Genomic DNA, 16077 nt, shown 5'->3' on the forward strand with positions numbered 1-16077 from the left:
ATCCAGTTCACGGGAAATGATCGGAAATTAATGCCGGCCGCGCGCAGGAAGGCATACTTTACCGCATAGGGAATTTCCCGATTTTTTCACGAACGGTCGTTCGATGAAGATAGGCGCATTTTGCCCAAACGCCTGCCCAACAAGGGCTTGCTGGGAAACAACAGCGCCGCATCCGCAGCAAAAAAATCTGTTTTGTTTAAAAGCCTCGTGAATCGTGCTGTGGTGCACGACGGGCCATTTGCGCGCTGTTTGAATCGCCTTTTTTAGACGGTTCTATCAATTGACAGCGTATAAACGCGCAGCGAAATTACAACGCAAATTAAACGAAGGGAGACAGCAGCATGTCACATGCCATTTATAAAGGCGTGGCTCTGGCCATGATTACTGCGCCATTGCTTGCCGCATGCGGCGGCGGAAAAGCCGACGATCCCGGTGCGATCAATTCAGCGCAATGTGCTGGCGCAAGCTGTGGCGTGCAAGGTCCGCCGACCCAGGGCGCCGGTCCGGCGCCGCTGTGTCCCGCGGATGCGGATATCGTCAAAAGCACCTATCTGGGCGGTGCCGGGAGTGGTGAGGTCGTCCAGCTGAACATCGATGCGACGGCGATGACGTACTCGCTGAAATTCCTGGAATCGCCAGTGCCGACCTCCGCCGGTCAGGTCACGACGACGCGCAAAGGCGTACAGCTCAACGGTTCCGTGATGCATCCTCCCGCAGGCGCGTTGCCCACGGCCGAACAGACGCGCTGCGCGTTCATCCTGGTCCCGACAGGCGGGACGGCCTCGGACGGCTCGACGTACTCGACCGCCTCAACCTTCAACAAGGCCAATCCGCCGATGATCCTCGTCGGCCAGGGCGTTGCCGGCGGCGGTATCCCCGGCGCATCCATCCAGTACGGCGGTATCGATCCGTTGAACCTGAATCCGCTGTTCGCCGCGCTCGGCTTGCCGATCACCCTGCCGTCCGGTCCCAGCCTGTTTCCGGTGCCGGGGCGCAATTTCGACTTCTATCCGTTCCTGGCCTTCGCGAACGTCGATACAAATCTCGCCGATCTGAAGGGCGACTACAACGCGCTGCTCTACCATCTGCGCCCGTCGAACAACTACACGACGATCGCGACGACGGGCCAGGAATCGTTCGACGGCGCCGGTCACTGCTCCGTGCCATCGGGTTCGAGCAACCCTGCCTGCGTCTCGACCGGCGGCCAGTGGGCGGCCAACCCGAACGGCTCGTACTTTACGAGTGCCGACGCGCCACAGTTGCTGCCCGCTCCGACGATCGCAGGCGTCTTCACGTTCCCGCGCAGCGCAAGCGCCAATATGATCCTCGGCAAGGTCAACGGCCAGGTGATTCCGCTCGTGGTGCGTACCGGCGTCGTGAGCCTGAACCTGCCGCCCGCACTCGACGACGAATCCGGCATCGGCATGCTGGCGCCCGCCACACAGATCCAGTCGGGCGGGATCGACGGTGGCTACGTCGGCGCGGACTCCAACTTCAAGTACACCGCGACCTTGCTGCAAGGCCAGGTGGGCGCCTTCATCAATCCGTCGACGCAGGCATCTGAAGACGGCGTCGGCATCAGCTATACGCAGCAGCATCCGGGTCTCTTGACCGTGCAGGACGCGAGCGGCAACGGCGGCAACATGATCGGCGCTGGCGGGCTGTACGCGGTCTTCGTCAACGGTGCGGAGAACGGCGGCGTGACGAAAAGTTCGGCGAACGTCAACTCGACAACCGGCACCGACAACTCCAGCGTCCCCTACTTCGGCATCGGCGCACAGATCAGCAAATAACGCGGCGAACGGGACCACGCACCACCGTGACGCACTAAAGCAGGAGATGGCTGGACTGGGAGCCGGCCATCCACAACTAGAACCTCAAGGAGGCGCTGTATGAACTGGAAAATCCTCGCGACGCTGGCTCTCGCCGCGCCGATGCTCGGCGCGTGCGGCAGCGGCGGCGGCGATCCGCCGGCACCCGCGCCGGTCCGGCTCTGCCCGGCATCGCTCGACTACAGCACCGTCTTCACTGGCGGCGGCGGCGATGGCGAACTGGTCAAGCTCCAACTCGACACCACGAAAATGACGTGGCAGATCAACTATCTCGAATCGCCGATTCCGCAAGTCAGAGGCACGGTCTCGCCGACCCGTAAGGGCCAGTCTGCGAACGGCACGCTGACGATGGAAACGCTGCTGCCGACCCAGAAGCTCAATCAGTGCGCGTTCCGCCTGAACGGCGCGAGCCTCGATCCGAACCGGCCGGCGCGCATTTTCGTGGGCGAAGGCGTCGCGGGCGGCACGATTCCCGGCGCGGAAATCCAGTTCGACGGCATTCTCGGTCAGGGCGCCGTGCCCGATACGACGTTCCCTTACTACCCGTTCATCGGTTTTTCGTCGATTGAAACGAACATCGCGAACGTCGCGGGCACGTATAACCAGCTCGGCTACCATCAGATTCCGTCGCAAAGCTTCGCGCCGGTCACCGTCGACTCGAAGATCACGATCAACGCCGACGGCACCTGGACCGAGTGCGACAACACGGGCATCAACGCCGGCAAATGCCAGCAGCCGGGCACGAACCTCGTGCAGTCGGCGGACGGCAGCGGCGCGTTCGAAACAGACAAATTCCTCGGTCAGGCCAAACCGACGCTCGCGCTCTCGCCGGTCGCCAGGGGCTTCATGATCGTCGGCAAACTGCGCGGCCAGAACGTCCCGATTCTCGTGCGTACCGGCGCGGCCAGCTCGAAGGCCGGTCTCGATCCGCAGACCGGCATCACGGGCCCGGTCGCCGACGACGAATCCGGCATCTCGATCCTCTCGCCGCAATCGGTGATCACACAAGGTTCACAGGACGGCGAGTACATCGGTGTCGACAGCCAGTTCGACTATCGCACCACCGCGCTGGCCGGCGCACAGGCGACGCTGCTCGATCCGTTCCAGCCCTCGCAGGCGTCTCTCGCGACCGCCCTCGATCTCAACTACACGCAAGGCATTCCCGGTGTCGTGACGTCGCTCCATACGGGCGCAGCGGCAGGGAGTGCGTCTACGGGCAAGTTCATCTTCACGGGTGGCGTGTTCGGTTACCTGGACCTGTCGGCGCCTCAATCGCCGTACTTCACCATCGGCGCCTTCGTCCAGTAACGGCGGAAGCACCGGTCAGGCAAAAACGTAACGAGGCGACCGCTTGCCGGCCGCGGCCCACTCCGGTGGCGCCGCAGCCGGCGTCCGACGAGGACGCGGCAGGCCGGCGAGCGCAGCATCTCGCCGCGCGGCGCAGCAGGAGCGCCCGCATCAGGAGGAACAGAATGAGAAAAATCATTATCGCGGCGCTGGCCGCGGGAGCGTCGCTGAGCGCTCACGCGCAGCATGCGGGCGACAACGTCGTGTCACTCGGCTGGTTTCACGTGATGCCACAGGATTCGAGCACGCCGCTCACTACCCACGTCGCGCCGACGCCGATCAATACGCCGCTCAGGCTACCGAGCTCGTTCACGTCGGCAGGCACCAGCCTGTCGACCAGCAACGCCGACACCGCCGGCCTTGTCATCAGCCATTTCTTCACCGATCACCTGGCGGTGACCTCGGTGGCCGGCATTCCGCCGACGTTCAAGATCTACGGCCACGGCATGATCAAGCCACCGGGGCCAGCCGGCGCGCTCGGCATCCAGGATCTCGGCGACCCGTCGTCGAACCCGATCGTGAAAAGCGTGCGTCAGTGGAGCCCGGCGGTGATCTTCCAGTATTACTTCGCGTCGGCGACGGCGAAGTTCAGGCCATACATCGGGCTCGGCGTGTCGTACAACTGGTTCTCGGACATCCAGCTGAGCAACAACTTCGTCACGTCCACGCAGAACAATCTCGGCGCGGTGCTGGCCGCGGGCGCGGGCAAGCCGGGCAGGACGACGGTCGAAGGGAAGGCATCTTCGTCGTGGCAGCCCGTGTTCAACGTGGGCGCGATGTACAGCATCACCGATCACTGGGGTTTGACAGCGTCCGTCACCTATATCCCGCTGAAAACGACCTCGTCGGTCATCATCAAGGCGGCTGACGGTACGGAACTGGGTGTATCGAAAGCGGAGTTGAAGGCCGACCCGATCATCACGTTCGTGGCGTTGTCTTACAGGTTCTGACCGGGTTCCCGAACCGCGTGCGTTACGACGCGACGTCAACGCGCGCGCGGTGCGACGGAATTTCAGGCAAAAAAAAGCCCACCAACTGGGGCGGGCTGAATCCATATCAGAGGAGACATGGAGGAGACAGGAGTAAATATAGCAAAGCACTTGGTGCAGCGCAACATGAAAACTAGAGCGATCACTCTTCGTTGCGTGCGCGCGACATTCGGGCACCGATCAGGCATCGATCATCGAAAGGATAAAGCGTAGTTGATCCAGGCCGACGGGCTTGACCAGATGGACGTCATAGCCTGCCGCGAGGAGCGCATCGCCCTGCTCCGGCTGGCCCCAGCCGGTGAGCGCGATCAGCAGCATCGTATGTCCGGGATTGCGGGCGCGCAGCACACGCGCCATTCCGTGCCGGTCCACGCCGGGTATTGCGCAGTCCACGATTACGACATTGGGCTGGAAATGCGGAACCGTCTGCAACAGCTCTTCGCGGGAGTGGGCAGCCGCCGTCTCAAAGCCCATGCCTTCGAGCAGATTGACGAGACAGGTCAGCGCGTCGTTATCGTGATCGGCAAGCAGGATACGGCCACACATGGCTGTCTCCGGACAGATTCTGTTTTTCGACGTATTGCGACGTATCGCGAGGCACCGCGGCGCGTTGCGCCCACTATGTGGTACGCGAAGACGAGCGTCCCACAGTAACAGCAACGTCTATGTGCTTTGATCCGCATATCCGCGCGTAAATTTCATTTTTTTGCAGATCGGGCGACTTATTGCGCACTGCACAAAACCCACGCCGCATGTATTACCTCGGTGGCGCGGCGCAACGCGTACTCCGGGACGCGTACGGACAAAAAAAGCCGGGGCGGACCCCGGCGTTTCGTGCATTCCATGCCGCGCGGCTCAGTGTCGGACCAGCGCCATCATTGCCCCAAAGCCGACGAACACGCCACCGGTCAGCCGGTTAAACGCCCGCGCAACGTTACGGCTCTTCAACTTCGCGCCGATGCGCGTGCCGAACCCCGCGTACACGAGATACCAGCTCACTTCGATCACCGCGAACGTTGCGACCAGCACACCGAATTGCGGCAGCGTCGGACGGCTCGCGTCGATGAACTGCGGCAGCAATGCAGCGGCGAACAGGATCGCCTTCGGATTGCTGCTCGCGACCAGGAAGCCATTGCGGAACATCAACCACGCGGCGCGCGGACGCTCCGGCTTCGCCGCAAGCACATCGGCATTCGCGGCAGCGGCTTCGTCGACGGGCGCGCGCCATGCCTTGATGCCAAGCCATACCAGATACGTCGCGCCGATCAGACGCAGCGCGTTGAACATCGTCGGCCATGCTTCGAGGAATACGCCGAGACCAGCCGCCGAGACTGACAGCATCAGCACCAGCGCCGACAGACAGCCCGCCATCGTCGCGCCCGAACGGCGCAGGCCGTGCTGCGCGCCGTGCGTCATGACGAGGAGCATGTTCGGCCCGGGAATGGCTGAAATGACAAAAACGGTGGCGGCGAACAGCCACCAGGTATGCAAACTCATGACAGATGCCAACGTAGGAAATCGAAATGGACGACCATTATGCCTGTCCGCACGAGCCGCGACGCAGCGTTAGCCATCCGGACAAGCACAGGCCCGGGCCGCACACCGCAACACCGCAACACCGCAACACTGCACACCGGCCGTGGCGAACTTCACCGCCCGGCGCGACGCGCCGACACCTTGCCGAGCACCGCGAAGTCCATCTCGCCCTCACCGTGCGCGACGGCGTCGAGCAGGCTGTCGCGCACGACGCTCGCGACCGGCAGCGCCGTCGACACCGTATCGGCAGCCGCCAGCGCAAGCCGTACGTCTTTCAGCCCGAGGCGCGCCTTGAAGAGCGCCGGCTCGTACCGCTGTTCCGCGATCATCTTCCCGTAGCCCTGATAAACCGGTCCGGGGAAAATGCTGTTCGTGATCACGTCGAGAAAATCCTGAGTCGCGACACCATGGCCGGTGAGCAGCGCCGACGCCTCACCGAGCGTCTCGACGGCCGATGCCAGCATGAAATTCACGGCCAGCTTCATCACGTTCGCCTGTTGCGGCAGCGAACCGATGCGCCATGTCTTCTGGCCGATCGCATCGAACACGGGCTGCACGAGATCGATCGCTTCGGCGGGGCCGGCCGCGACGATGGTGAGCTTGCCCGCGGCCGCGACGTCTGGCCGGCCCAGTACAGGCGCCGCGACGTAGTTCAACCCGCGCTCCGCGTGCGCATGCGCGAGCGACTCGGCGAGCGCGACGGAAATCGTCGCCATGTTGACGTGGATCAGCCCGCGCGGCGCATGCTCCAACAGCTGGCTATCGACCACCTCGCGCAGCGCGGCGTCGTCAGCGAGCATCGAGAACACCGCGTCGCCCGCGAAGGCTTCCGCCGGCGTGGCGACGACCTGCGCGCCGGCAGCCGCCAGCGCCTGCGCCCGTTCCGGCGAACGGTTCCACACGCGCACGGTGTGCCCGGCTTTCAGAATGTTTGCGACCATCGCGACGCCCATCTCGCCGAGACCGATAAATCCGATGTTCATGCTGGACCTCCTCCTTCTAACGAACCGGAAGTAGACCACACCCGCGTGACAGATGCATCCGCACACCGCAGGCGACACAGTGCGATACTGGCGACATGGTCACGGCGACATTCCGGTTCTACGAGGAGCTGAACGACTTCATCGCGCGTCCTTTGAGGCGATGCACGTTCAGTTGCGAGTGCGCGCGCAATGCCACCGCCAAGCACATGATCGAAGCGATCGGCGTGCCGCACACCGAAGTCGAACTGATCCTCGTGAATGGTGAATCGGTCGGCTTCGACCATCCGCTCGAGGACGGCGATCGCGTCGCCGTCTATCCGAAGTTCGAGTCGCTCGATATCCAGCCGCTTCTGCGCGTGCGCGAGCGGCCGTTACGCGTGATGCGTTTCGTCGCCGATGCGCATCTCGGCGGCCTCGCGCAACTGCTGCGTCTCGCGGGCTTCGATACGCTGTACGACAACCACTATCCCGACGAAGACATCGAGGCCATCGCCGCGAGCGACCACCGCATCGTGCTCACGCGCGACCGCGAACTGCTGAAGCGTCGCACGATCACGCACGGTTGCTACGTGCGCGCGCTGAAGCCGAAGGTGCAGCTGCGCGAGATCTTTGACCGGCTCGATCTGGCGGGCAGCGCGCAGCCGTTCCGGCTTTGTCTGGCGTGCAATGCGCCGCTGCGGCGCATCGCGAAGGAGGACGTCGTCGGACGTGCGCCGGAAGGCGTACTGGAGCGGCATGTGCGATTCGTTACCTGCGACGTCTGCCGCCGCGTGTTCTGGGAAGGCACGCACTGGCAGCGCATGCGCTCGCTGATGGACAGCCTCGCAGGCCGGCGCGACGACGCGCCCGGCATGCCGCCAGACCGCGTGAAGACCCGGGCATAACCTGCCTTGAAGTGCCTCGATGCGCCCGCATTGAACCGCGCACCGATGGCGCACCTCGCGGGTGCGTACAATGCGGGATCATTCACATTCACCTATTCCGCAGGGACATCCCGCATGGCAATGAAAAAATTCGACCTTGAGAAGAACAAGGCGCTCAAGCTGGCCAACGATCTGAAGAAGTCGTCGGCTGAGCGCTTTGGCAAGCCCGCGGCGCAGCCGGCGCTCGATCGCCGCACGCAGCGCAAGCTCGATCAGGAACAGGGCCTCGTGCCGTTCGCGTGCAAGCTGAACGCGGATCTCGTCGCGCAGTTGAAGGAACGCGCCGCGACGCATCCGGAAGGCATGACCGGCCTCCTGACCGACGTGCTGCAGCGCGGCCTCGCGGGCGACGCAAAATAGGCGTCCGGCAGCCGCTCAACACGGCGAGACAGGGTCCGCTTCAAAAGCCGCCGCGCAAACAGAAAGGCCAGGGCAAAAACCCTGGCCTTTCTGCTTTTCGCTGACGGAGCGGCCCGCTGGGCCAGTCCCTCCGAACGGGGCAGCTTACTGCGGTGCGCCCTTGTCGTTCGTGCCGGCAGCCGATGCGGCTTCCGAAACCTTGGCGCGCTTGCCGTGCGTCTTCAACTGCTTGTGCGAGTGCTTCGGCTTGGCTGCGCTGGCAGCGGCCGGTGCGGATGCGTCTTGAGCGAAAGCCTGAAACGACACGAGTGCGAACGAGGCTGCGACGAGCGAGGCGATGATCTTCTTCATAATGTTGTTTTCCCCAAACCTGACCGACTTGATCAATGTGAATGAATAAGTACGACGCGGTAAAGCGCACTCGGTGACGGCGTCGCCAGGCGGCTCCCCGCGGGGAGTATCACTTAGCGTAGGCGGTTTGTCATCTCATAAAAGCCGATATGTATTTTCCGGGAGACACGTTTCTTTCTTTCGGCTTTCACCGCTCCACAGCCCCATCCAGGACCACGCCTGGACCGGATCCTGGCCCTGGTCCCTGACCGGCTTTCATGCCGCTTTCCGGCCGCCGGGAAGGCGCGTTTGACCCGCGCGTTTGACCCGAATGATCTGACGATAACCGCTCGACGCCGGGCAGTTTCGCGCGTCCGCGTATCATGTGCGCTCTGAAATCAGAGAGTGTGTCCGTTTTGAATCCCGACAGCCGCAAACACCTTCGCGCGAACCTGCTGATGCTGGTCGCCGCCCTCATCTGGGGCTCCGCCTTCGTCGCGCAACGGCTCAGCCTCGACGTGATCGGGCCTTTCCTGTTCACCGGCCTGCGCTTTCTTCTCGGCGCGACCGTGGTGTTCAGCCTGCTGCTGTATCTGCGGAAGTCGCGGGTGCGCACCGCGTCGGCTGTGACAACGAGGACGGTTTCACGCGAACTGCTCGCATCGGGCGCGGTACTCGGGCTGCTGCTGTCGGTTGCGATCTCGATGCAGCAGATCGGGCTGCAGTACACGAAGGTCGCGAACGCCGGTTTTATCAGCTCGCTGTACGTCGTTATCGTGCCGCTGATGGGGGTGCTCGCGCGTCATGAAACAGCGATCGGCACGTGGCTTGGCGCGTTGCTGGCGGCGATCGGCATGTATTTTCTGAGCGTCAACGAGCAATTTTCCATCCTCTATGGCGACTGGTATCAGCTTGCCGGCGCATTCGTGATCGCGGCGCAGGTGATGCTGGTGGGACGCTTCGCGCGCCGCCACGATCCGCTGATGCTCGCGCTCGTGCAGTTTGTCACCTGCGGCGTGGTGTGCCTTGCGATCGGGCTTGCGTGCGAGCCGCTCAGGCTCGCCGATATCGTGCGCGCCGCGCCGACGATCCTCTATGGCGGCGCGCTGTCGGTCGGCGTCGCGTACACGATTCAGGTGGTCGCTCAGAAGGATGCGGCGCCAGCGCACGCGGCCGTGATCTTCAGCATGGAAGGCGTGTTCGCCGCGCTCGCGGGCTGGCTGGTGCTGGGCGAAACGTTGCCCGGCCGCGCGCTCGTCGGGTGCGTGCTGATGCTGGCGGGACTGATTGTGTGTCAGGTCATGCCGGCGTGGGAAGGCCGGCGGCAGGCTGCGTCGTCGCCTGGTCAGGGTTGAAGCAATGCGGGTCCAGCCACGCGATTTCAGACACAGAATCAGGCGTGACTTCGGGCACGGATTCAGGCGCGTAAGGTCGCGGGTCAGTTTGCCGGCGCGCCCTTTTGCTCCAGCGACTTGACCTGCACCGCCGGCAACTGGAAGCCGCCCGGGTCGAGACGTGTCACGGTGCCGCGCACGCTCACCTGCTGGTTTTGCAACGCGGAAGCCTGCGCCTTCGGTACACCCTGCAGTTCCCACACGCCACGCGCGTCGTAGACGACCGGGTAGACAAACGGATCGTTGCCGCGCAATACGAGCTTGCCCGACAGCTCAACCGGGCCGCCCAGGCTCACGCCACTCACGCCACTCACGCCACTCACACCGCTCGCACATGCCGCACTCATCACAAGCGGCAACGCAAGCGCGAAAAGCCGTTTGAACCCGTGAAGCATCGTGTGACTGGACTTCATGCTGAACATCGAACCGCACCTCGCATCACTGGCAAACCAGACACAAAAAAAGGCTGCTCCCACTGGAAGCAGCCTGATTCAAGCACATTTTTTCGACATCAGTCGATGATCACCGACAGCGTCGTCCCGGGTGGCACGCGCACTGTTTCGGTGTAGGTGCCCGTCACGGCCGGACGCACCACCGGGAAGCTGCCGAGACTCATCAGCACGGCCGGCACCGCCGCCGGCAATGCACGCGGATACTCCGACGAAGTCGGGTCGATCGCAGGCAGCGTGAAGCCGCCTTCCGATCGAGCCGGAAACGCATATTGCGCCACGTTCGTGGTCGCCGGGATCAAGCCCTCTGCCGCCGCCGAGAAATGACGCAGTTCCTGCTGCACGCTCGAACCCGGGCGGATCTGGTTGATCACGTCGTTCAGAATGGCGAGCGAATCTGTCTGGCCCTTGTTGGTCAGGAGCGCCTTGTAGAACGCAAGGCCCAGCTGACGGTTCAGGAAGCCGCCAAACGAGCCCGACACCGAATAGCTTTCGCAGTCGGTCGCGAACGGCGTCCAGTTGGTCAGTCCACAGTTATAACTGCCGTGATTGTTGTACGTCATGAAGTCGTAGAAGCGCACATCGCGGATCGCGTTGAATGCATGCGTCGGGTCGATGTTGAAGCTCGTCCAGTCCTCCATCATCATCGCCGACATTTCTTCGAGCCACGGTTCGAACGCGTACTGCGAGCCCATCAGCACCGCGCGGCGGTAGAAGTTCTGCATGTGCGTGCTTTCGTGCGCCATGGTCGTCAGCATCTGCTGAAAGCCAGACGCGCCACCCAGATACAGCGTCTCCGAATCCAGGTACAGCGAAATCGATTCGTTGCTGTACGCGCTCTGGCCGGTGCCTTTCTTGAAGTCGTTCAATCCCCAGAAGTAGCCGATGGTGCCGAACGCCTTGCCGTCGTGATTGAAGTTGAGCACGACGAGATCGATCGGCTGGTTCGTGCCGTCGATCAGCACAGTCTGCGAATTCGGCCCATACAGTTTCCCGCCGACGCCCGTCACCATGTCGTAGATTCCGCCAGGCTGGGCGTAACTCATGAGCAGCGTGTGGATCAGCGCAGGCGTCATCTGCGTCGTGCCGAGTTCGGTGTTCTCCACCCACAGGTTGATGGTGGTGCCGTCCTGCGTCGTGGCCTGCTCTTCCAGCGTGGTGTGGCGCAGCGAAAGGTCCGAATAGTAGAAATCGCGCTGCGCGTTGACGCTATAAGACGCCGACGGGCTCGACGGCACGGCAACCTGCGAACGCATCACGGCCTGCGACTTCGCCGCGCTGGCGAGATCGGCCCAGCCCTTGTAGTTGAACTGGCGGATCGCGGCGAGCGTCGGGTCTTCACCTTGAGCGCTGGCTGCGCTTTCCGATTGCAGCAGCGAATGCGCGACCGTCATGCTCTGTGTCAGCGCAATACCTGGCATCGTCTGATTTGCCGAACTTTCGTTCGTGAATACGAGCGTCACCTTCTGGCCGCGCAGACCGTTGATCGACAGCGGCACATTCGTCGGAGACGTGCCGATGTTGTCGGCCTGCCAGACGCCCGTGCCGCTACCGGAATACGTCGACGCATCGACGGCCGAGCAGCCCGTGCATGCCGGCTGGAGTGCCTGGACGGATCCTGAAGGGACGTTGACCGGCGCACCGGTTCCGGCCGCGGGGGCGCTGTCGCCACCTCCACCGCCGCCGCACGCTGCAAGGCTTGCGAACAACATAAGCGCGGCGGCGTGCCCCGCAATCGATTTCAGGCGCGATGCGCGCATACGACGTAACTCCTTCCCTGTATCAGTCAGTCTTTGCGGGACTCCGTTTCACCGCAAGAACACAAATAAAAAACGGCCGCCTGAATCGAACGGCCGTTTAATGACACCGGTTTCGGTACTGTGCCGATTAACGGGCATCCGCACCCGGGCCTCGATTAGATATCGGCAAACCGGGGTGAAACTTTAAAAGGCAGAGGTTCAAATGAAGGCGTGGTCCGCGCGCATTCCAGCCCGTGAATAAAGCCTTTCGGTGTTCATCAGGGCCAACCGCAACGCGGTCCGCGCACTGTCCGATATCGCCGCGCGGGGCACCGGTTCAAAAGACCGTTATGCTGCGGGTTATTCCTGCACCAGCCCGACCAACGGGAGAACAATCACATGACTTCATCCAGTGACACGCCTAGCATGGCGCTCTTCTGCGACTTCGAGAACGTCGCGCTCGGCGTGCGCGACGCAAAATTCGAAAAGTTCGACATCAAGCTCGTGCTCGAACGTCTGCTGCTAAAAGGCAGCATCGTCGTCAAGAAAGCGTATTGCGACTGGGAACGCTACAAGGGTTTCAAATCGGCGATGCATGAGGCGAACTTCGAACTGATCGAAATTCCGCACGTGCGTCAGTCAGGCAAGAACTCCGCCGACATCCGGCTCGTCGTCGATGCACTCGATCTCTGCTATACGAAGTCGCACGTCAACACGTTCGTCATCATCAGCGGCGACTCCGACTTTTCGCCGCTCGTCTCCAAGCTGCGCGAAAACGCGAAGCAGGTGATCGGCGTAGGCGTGAAGCAGTCGACCTCCGATCTGCTGATCGCCAATTGCGACGAGTTCATTTTCTACGACGACCTCGCCCGCGAAAGCCAGCGCGCCGCGGCGAAGCGCTCAAAAGAAGCGCAGCCCGTCGCGGAACGTTCGACCGACAAAGAGAAGCACCGTCGCGAAGATATCGAATCGCGTCGTAGCGAAGCGATCGAGATCGCCGTGCAGACTTTCGATGCGCTCGTCACTGAACGCGGCGACAGCGGCAAGGTGTGGGCTTCTGCGTTGAAGGATGCGATCAAGCGACGCAAGCCGGATTTCAGCGAGTCGTACTACGGCTTTCGCGCGTTCGGCAATCTGCTCGAAGAAGCGCAGGCGCGTGGCCTCTTCGAAGTGGGCCGCGATGAAAAATCGGGCACCTTCGTGTTTCGCGGCAATAGCGGCGCGGCGCGCAGCGAGCCGGTGAATCCGCGTCAGGCCCGCTCGAAACGCGGCGCCCGCAGGCAGGCCGCGCCGGAACCGGTCGCAGTCGCCGACGTTGAGCTGCCTGTTACACCAGACGTGTTCGCCGCCTCCGATATGTCCGTCTCGACGGAAGCCGTGACAGAACCGGCGGCACCCGCCGAGCCGGCCGCAGCACGTCGCAAGGGACGCGGAAGCCGGAAAACATCAGCGAAGAAAGCGAAATCGGCCGAGGTTGCAGAGGCGGCCCATGCACCCAGCGCGCCTGACACGCCGGTGGATATCCCGCTGTCGTCCGGGCCGGAAGCGCAACCGGAGCACTCCGCGCAACCCGACGAACCCGCGCCGAAAGCAAAGAAAACCGCGCGCAAAACAGCGCCGCGGGCGCGTCGTCCGCGCAAGGCCGCGGCAGCGGAGGAATAACCGCTAAATAACCCGCGCGCCGGATCATCCGGCCGCGCGGTCCGGTCATGCGATCAGGGCGTGAGCGGCGCCAGAACCGGCGCGAGGCCGTCGCTCGCCGGCAGCGGCGCGGCCGCCTGCCCCGCCACGTTGACCGCCGGATCCGGCGGAATTTCGCGAGTGACAACCGTATCCGGCACCACCGGCGACGTGCGCACAACCGTGTGCAGGTAGTGATCGACGAGCGCGAAGAAACGGTCGTAGAACTTGCCCGACGGAATCGTCTCACTCGAAATCTTCACCATTGCGTCGCTGTTCGAGCGGATCGGCAGCGATAGCGAACCGAGCACACTCAAGCCCACGCTCGCCGACGTATCGCTCTTCTTCAGCGTGAAGCCGTTTTGCACTGCGTTCACATACGCGATGCTCGTATCGCTCGCCTCGTCGCCCGGCGTGCAGACGACGTGAAATTCCACGACAACATGCGAATCGCCGTTCGGCTGGAAATTCTTTGTGCCGTCGATCGTGTCGCTGCGCGTCATGGTCGTCATATAACCTTGACTCAAAAGCGCACGACGCGCCGCCTCACAGGTGTCCGTGCTGCTCGCGTTGAAATTGCGCGCGTAAGGGCTTACGCCGGTGTCGAACAGCTCCTGCTGGAATTTCGGCTGGGGCGCAGTCGAGCAGCCGGCGATCGAAGCGAGTGCGAACAGCGAGAGCGCAGCGACGGTGGTTCTGGAAAACAGATCATGCATGATCGGATTAAATCGGAATGACGTGACGTCGAATGGCATGCATTGTAGATGCGCCCGTCAAGCGCGAAGGAAAACATACGGAAACCGTTCATTACAATGTCCGACATCCCTCGCGACACCAGAAATCGTATATCTGTCTGCGTTAAAGACTTTTTGGGATATGCACCACGATCGAGCAGGTAATAATAGTGCCGGCAATGTGCTTATTAACCCGTTGATTCTGACGGGATTCACACACCCGCGTGGAGATTTCGTGAACAAGAAGATGATGATTAAACGCAGCGTTGCTTCCTGTCTGACCGCGATGTGCGCGTCGACATTCGTACCGGCGCTGGCTGCTCCGCCCGCGCTGAAGATGACCACCCCCATCCCGCCCGAAATCACCACGCCGGACAAGGTCGATACACGCATCGGCCAGCTCAGCTTCACTGACGGCGTCCCGACACCCGAAACCGCGCAGAAGGTCTACGACAACCTCGACTTCACCCGCGGCGTCGAAGCGTTTCTCAACGGCATTCCGGGCGCATCGCTGGTCGCGCTTCGGGCAGGCTTGCGGGAAGTGGGCGCTACAGGCAGCACGATCGGCATCTTCGAATCGCTGATGGATTCGAAGTCGCTGTTCCTGACGGCGAATACCGAGACGGTGTACTTCTGGAACTGGATGGACCTGAAGGACGGCCCCGTCGTGGTCGAAACCCCGCCGAACATTCTCGGCGTCGTCGACGATTTCTGGTTCCGCTATGTCACGGACCTCGGCAACGCCGGCCCCGACAAGGGCAAAGGCGGCAAGTATCTGTTCGTGCCGCCCGGCTACAAAGGCGACTTGCCGAAAAGCGGCTACATCATCGTGAAGTCGCCGACGTTCGGCAATCTGCTGTTCGGCCGCGCCTTCATGAAGAACGGCGACCCGCGTCCGGGCGTCGCGAGTCTGAAGGCCCATCTGCGCGTCTATCCGCTGTCACAGGCGAGCACGCCTCCCGCGACGAAGTTCGTCGACATGTCGGGCAAGGTCATGAATACGGTGCACGCCAACACCATCAAGTTCTATGACGAAGTGAACGAGATCATCCAGGAAGAGCCGGCCGGCGTCTACGGTCCTGACATGACGGGTCTCTTCGCGTCGATCGGCATCGTGAAAGGCCAGCCGTTCAAGCCCGACGCACGCATGACGAAAATCCTCACCGACGCCGTCGCGGTCGGCAACGCCACGGCGCGCGCGATCGACTTCTCCAATCGCGACAAGGCCGTGCTCATCTATCCGGACCGCCACTGGAACACCCCATTCGTCGGCGGCAGCTATGAATGGCTGAATGGCGGCGCGCGCAACTTCGACGCCCGCACGATGTTCTTCTATGCCGCGACCGTCGACACACCCGCGATGGCCATCGCGATGCCGGGCATCGGCTCGCAGTACGCCGCTGGCAATTTCGATGCAAACGGCAAGCCGTTCGACGGCGCGAAAGACTACACGTTGCACGTTCCGCCGAATGTGCCGGTGAAGAACTTCTGGTCGGTCGTGCTGTACGACACGCAGACCCGCTCGATGCTGCAGACGGACCAGCAGTTCCCGAGTCTGTCGAGCGAGAAGGGACTGGTGAAAAACGCGGACGGCTCCGTCGATCTGTATTTCGGACCCAAGGCGCCGGCAGGTAAGGAAGGCAACTGGATTCAAACCATTCCCGGCAAGAGCTGGTTCACGATTTTCCGGTTGTATGGTCCGCTCGCACCGTGGTTCGACAAGAGCTGGAAGCTCGAAGACATCAAGCAGACGTCTTGAACATCCAGCGCCTCAGGCAGGC

15 protein-coding genes are annotated in these 16077 nt (G+C 62.5%); 8 read left to right on the forward strand and 7 right to left on the reverse strand.

Features of this window, described 5'->3' with window-relative positions; genetic code table 11:
• Nucleotides 1-341: 341 nt before the first annotated feature.
• From P3T21_RS22765 to P3T21_RS22775, 3 genes are all read left to right on the forward strand, one after another.
• Nucleotides 342-1793: a DUF2957 domain-containing protein gene (locus tag P3T21_RS22765; protein ID WP_429258203.1), complete on the forward strand. Its 1452-nt coding sequence runs from the start codon at nucleotides 342-344 to the stop codon at nucleotides 1791-1793.
• Nucleotides 1794-1892: 99 nt separating this feature from the next.
• Nucleotides 1893-3140 (forward strand): DUF2957 domain-containing protein, encoded by a 1248-nt coding sequence (locus P3T21_RS22770; RefSeq protein ID WP_429258204.1) that lies wholly within the window; start codon nucleotides 1893-1895, stop codon nucleotides 3138-3140.
• Between the two features lie 164 nt (nucleotides 3141-3304).
• Nucleotides 3305-4129: an OmpW/AlkL family protein gene (locus P3T21_RS22775; RefSeq protein ID WP_429258205.1), complete on the forward strand. Its 825-nt coding sequence runs from the start codon at nucleotides 3305-3307 to the stop codon at nucleotides 4127-4129.
• 219 nt (nucleotides 4130-4348) lie between these two features.
• Here the strand turns inward: P3T21_RS22775 and P3T21_RS22780 are convergent, their stop codons facing one another.
• The 3 genes from P3T21_RS22780 to P3T21_RS22790 all read right to left on the reverse strand — a co-directional run bounded on the left by P3T21_RS22780 (nucleotide 4349) and on the right by P3T21_RS22790 (nucleotide 6726).
• Nucleotides 4349-4714 (reverse strand): response regulator, encoded by a 366-nt coding sequence (locus tag P3T21_RS22780; protein WP_429258206.1) that lies wholly within the window; start codon nucleotides 4712-4714, stop codon nucleotides 4349-4351.
• 309 nt (nucleotides 4715-5023) lie between these two features.
• Nucleotides 5024-5665, reverse strand: a complete 642-nt coding sequence (locus tag P3T21_RS22785) for a LysE family translocator (protein WP_429258207.1) — start codon at nucleotides 5663-5665, stop codon at nucleotides 5024-5026.
• 152 nt (nucleotides 5666-5817) lie between these two features.
• Nucleotides 5818-6726, reverse strand: coding sequence for an NAD(P)-dependent oxidoreductase (locus P3T21_RS22790; RefSeq protein WP_429258354.1), 909 nt, complete (start codon nucleotides 6724-6726; stop codon nucleotides 5818-5820).
• A gap of 56 nt (nucleotides 6727-6782) precedes the next feature.
• On the opposite strand from P3T21_RS22790, the gene P3T21_RS22795 reads away from it, so the two are divergent.
• Both P3T21_RS22795 and P3T21_RS22800 read left to right on the forward strand, forming a co-directional pair.
• Nucleotides 6783-7571: a Mut7-C RNAse domain-containing protein gene (locus P3T21_RS22795; protein ID WP_429258208.1), complete on the forward strand. Its 789-nt coding sequence runs from the start codon at nucleotides 6783-6785 to the stop codon at nucleotides 7569-7571.
• A gap of 114 nt (nucleotides 7572-7685) precedes the next feature.
• Nucleotides 7686-7970: a hypothetical protein gene (locus P3T21_RS22800; RefSeq protein ID WP_429258209.1), complete on the forward strand. Its 285-nt coding sequence runs from the start codon at nucleotides 7686-7688 to the stop codon at nucleotides 7968-7970.
• Nucleotides 7971-8114: 144 nt separating this feature from the next.
• On the opposite strand, the gene P3T21_RS22805 is transcribed toward P3T21_RS22800, so the two are convergent.
• Nucleotides 8115-8321 carry a hypothetical protein gene (locus P3T21_RS22805; RefSeq protein ID WP_429258210.1) on the reverse strand — a complete coding sequence of 69 codons (207 nt, stop codon included), beginning with the start codon at nucleotides 8319-8321 and terminating at the stop codon, nucleotides 8115-8117.
• A 395-nt stretch (nucleotides 8322-8716) separates the two neighbouring features.
• On the opposite strand from P3T21_RS22805, the gene P3T21_RS22810 reads away from it, so the two are divergent.
• On the forward strand, nucleotides 8717-9655 hold the full coding sequence (locus P3T21_RS22810; protein ID WP_429258355.1) for a DMT family transporter: 939 nt from the start codon (nucleotides 8717-8719) through the stop codon (nucleotides 9653-9655).
• Nucleotides 9656-9738: 83 nt separating this feature from the next.
• Here P3T21_RS22810 and P3T21_RS22815 read toward each other — a convergent pair whose 3' ends face one another.
• A complete protein-coding gene (locus tag P3T21_RS22815) occupies nucleotides 9739-10116 on the reverse strand; it encodes a hypothetical protein (protein WP_429258211.1) in 378 nt (125 codons plus the stop codon).
• 89 nt (nucleotides 10117-10205) lie between these two features.
• Nucleotides 10206-11903 (reverse strand): M30 family zinc metallopeptidase, encoded by a 1698-nt coding sequence (locus tag P3T21_RS22820; RefSeq protein ID WP_429258212.1) that lies wholly within the window; start codon nucleotides 11901-11903, stop codon nucleotides 10206-10208.
• Between the two features lie 378 nt (nucleotides 11904-12281).
• Between P3T21_RS22820 and P3T21_RS22825 the strand changes: the two genes are divergently transcribed.
• Entirely contained in the window at nucleotides 12282-13544 is a 1263-nt protein-coding gene (locus P3T21_RS22825) for an NYN domain-containing protein (protein WP_429258213.1), read from the forward strand.
• A 53-nt stretch (nucleotides 13545-13597) separates the two neighbouring features.
• Here the strand turns inward: P3T21_RS22825 and P3T21_RS22830 are convergent, their stop codons facing one another.
• A complete protein-coding gene (locus P3T21_RS22830; RefSeq protein WP_429258214.1) occupies nucleotides 13598-14278 on the reverse strand; it encodes a DUF2242 domain-containing protein in 681 nt (226 codons plus the stop codon).
• Nucleotides 14279-14531: 253 nt separating this feature from the next.
• Between P3T21_RS22830 and P3T21_RS22835 the strand changes: the two genes are divergently transcribed.
• Complete coding sequence (locus P3T21_RS22835; protein WP_429258215.1) at nucleotides 14532-16055, forward strand: DUF1254 domain-containing protein; 1524 nt, start codon at nucleotides 14532-14534, stop codon at nucleotides 16053-16055.
• Nucleotides 16056-16077: the final 22 nt, after the last annotated feature.

It is taken from the genome of Paraburkholderia sp. GAS334 (assembly GCF_050436625.1).
GTDB lineage: Bacteria > Pseudomonadota > Gammaproteobacteria > Burkholderiales > Burkholderiaceae > Paraburkholderia.

What these genes read in the sequence shown, in the direction of transcription:
- P3T21_RS22765 (WP_429258203.1), top strand. Translation starts at nt 342, where the DNA reads ATGTCACATGCCATTTATAAAGGCGTGGCTCTGGCCATGATTACTGCG.
- P3T21_RS22770 (WP_429258204.1), top strand. Translation starts at nt 1,893, where the DNA reads ATGAACTGGAAAATCCTCGCGACGCTGGCTCTCGCCGCGCCGATGCTC.
- P3T21_RS22775 (WP_429258205.1), top strand. Translation starts at nt 3,305, where the DNA reads ATGAGAAAAATCATTATCGCGGCGCTGGCCGCGGGAGCGTCGCTGAGC.
- P3T21_RS22780 (WP_429258206.1), bottom strand. Translation starts at nt 4,714, where the DNA reads ATGTGTGGCCGTATCCTGCTTGCCGATCACGATAACGACGCGCTGACC.
- P3T21_RS22785 (WP_429258207.1), bottom strand. Translation starts at nt 5,665, where the DNA reads ATGAGTTTGCATACCTGGTGGCTGTTCGCCGCCACCGTTTTTGTCATT.
- P3T21_RS22795 (WP_429258208.1), top strand. Translation starts at nt 6,783, where the DNA reads ATGGTCACGGCGACATTCCGGTTCTACGAGGAGCTGAACGACTTCATC.
- P3T21_RS22800 (WP_429258209.1), top strand. Translation starts at nt 7,686, where the DNA reads ATGGCAATGAAAAAATTCGACCTTGAGAAGAACAAGGCGCTCAAGCTG.
- P3T21_RS22805 (WP_429258210.1), bottom strand. Translation starts at nt 8,321, where the DNA reads ATGAAGAAGATCATCGCCTCGCTCGTCGCAGCCTCGTTCGCACTCGTG.
- P3T21_RS22815 (WP_429258211.1), bottom strand. Translation starts at nt 10,116, where the DNA reads ATGTTCAGCATGAAGTCCAGTCACACGATGCTTCACGGGTTCAAACGG.
- P3T21_RS22820 (WP_429258212.1), bottom strand. Translation starts at nt 11,903, where the DNA reads ATGCGCGCATCGCGCCTGAAATCGATTGCGGGGCACGCCGCCGCGCTT.
- P3T21_RS22825 (WP_429258213.1), top strand. Translation starts at nt 12,282, where the DNA reads ATGACTTCATCCAGTGACACGCCTAGCATGGCGCTCTTCTGCGACTTC.
- P3T21_RS22830 (WP_429258214.1), bottom strand. Translation starts at nt 14,278, where the DNA reads ATGCATGATCTGTTTTCCAGAACCACCGTCGCTGCGCTCTCGCTGTTC.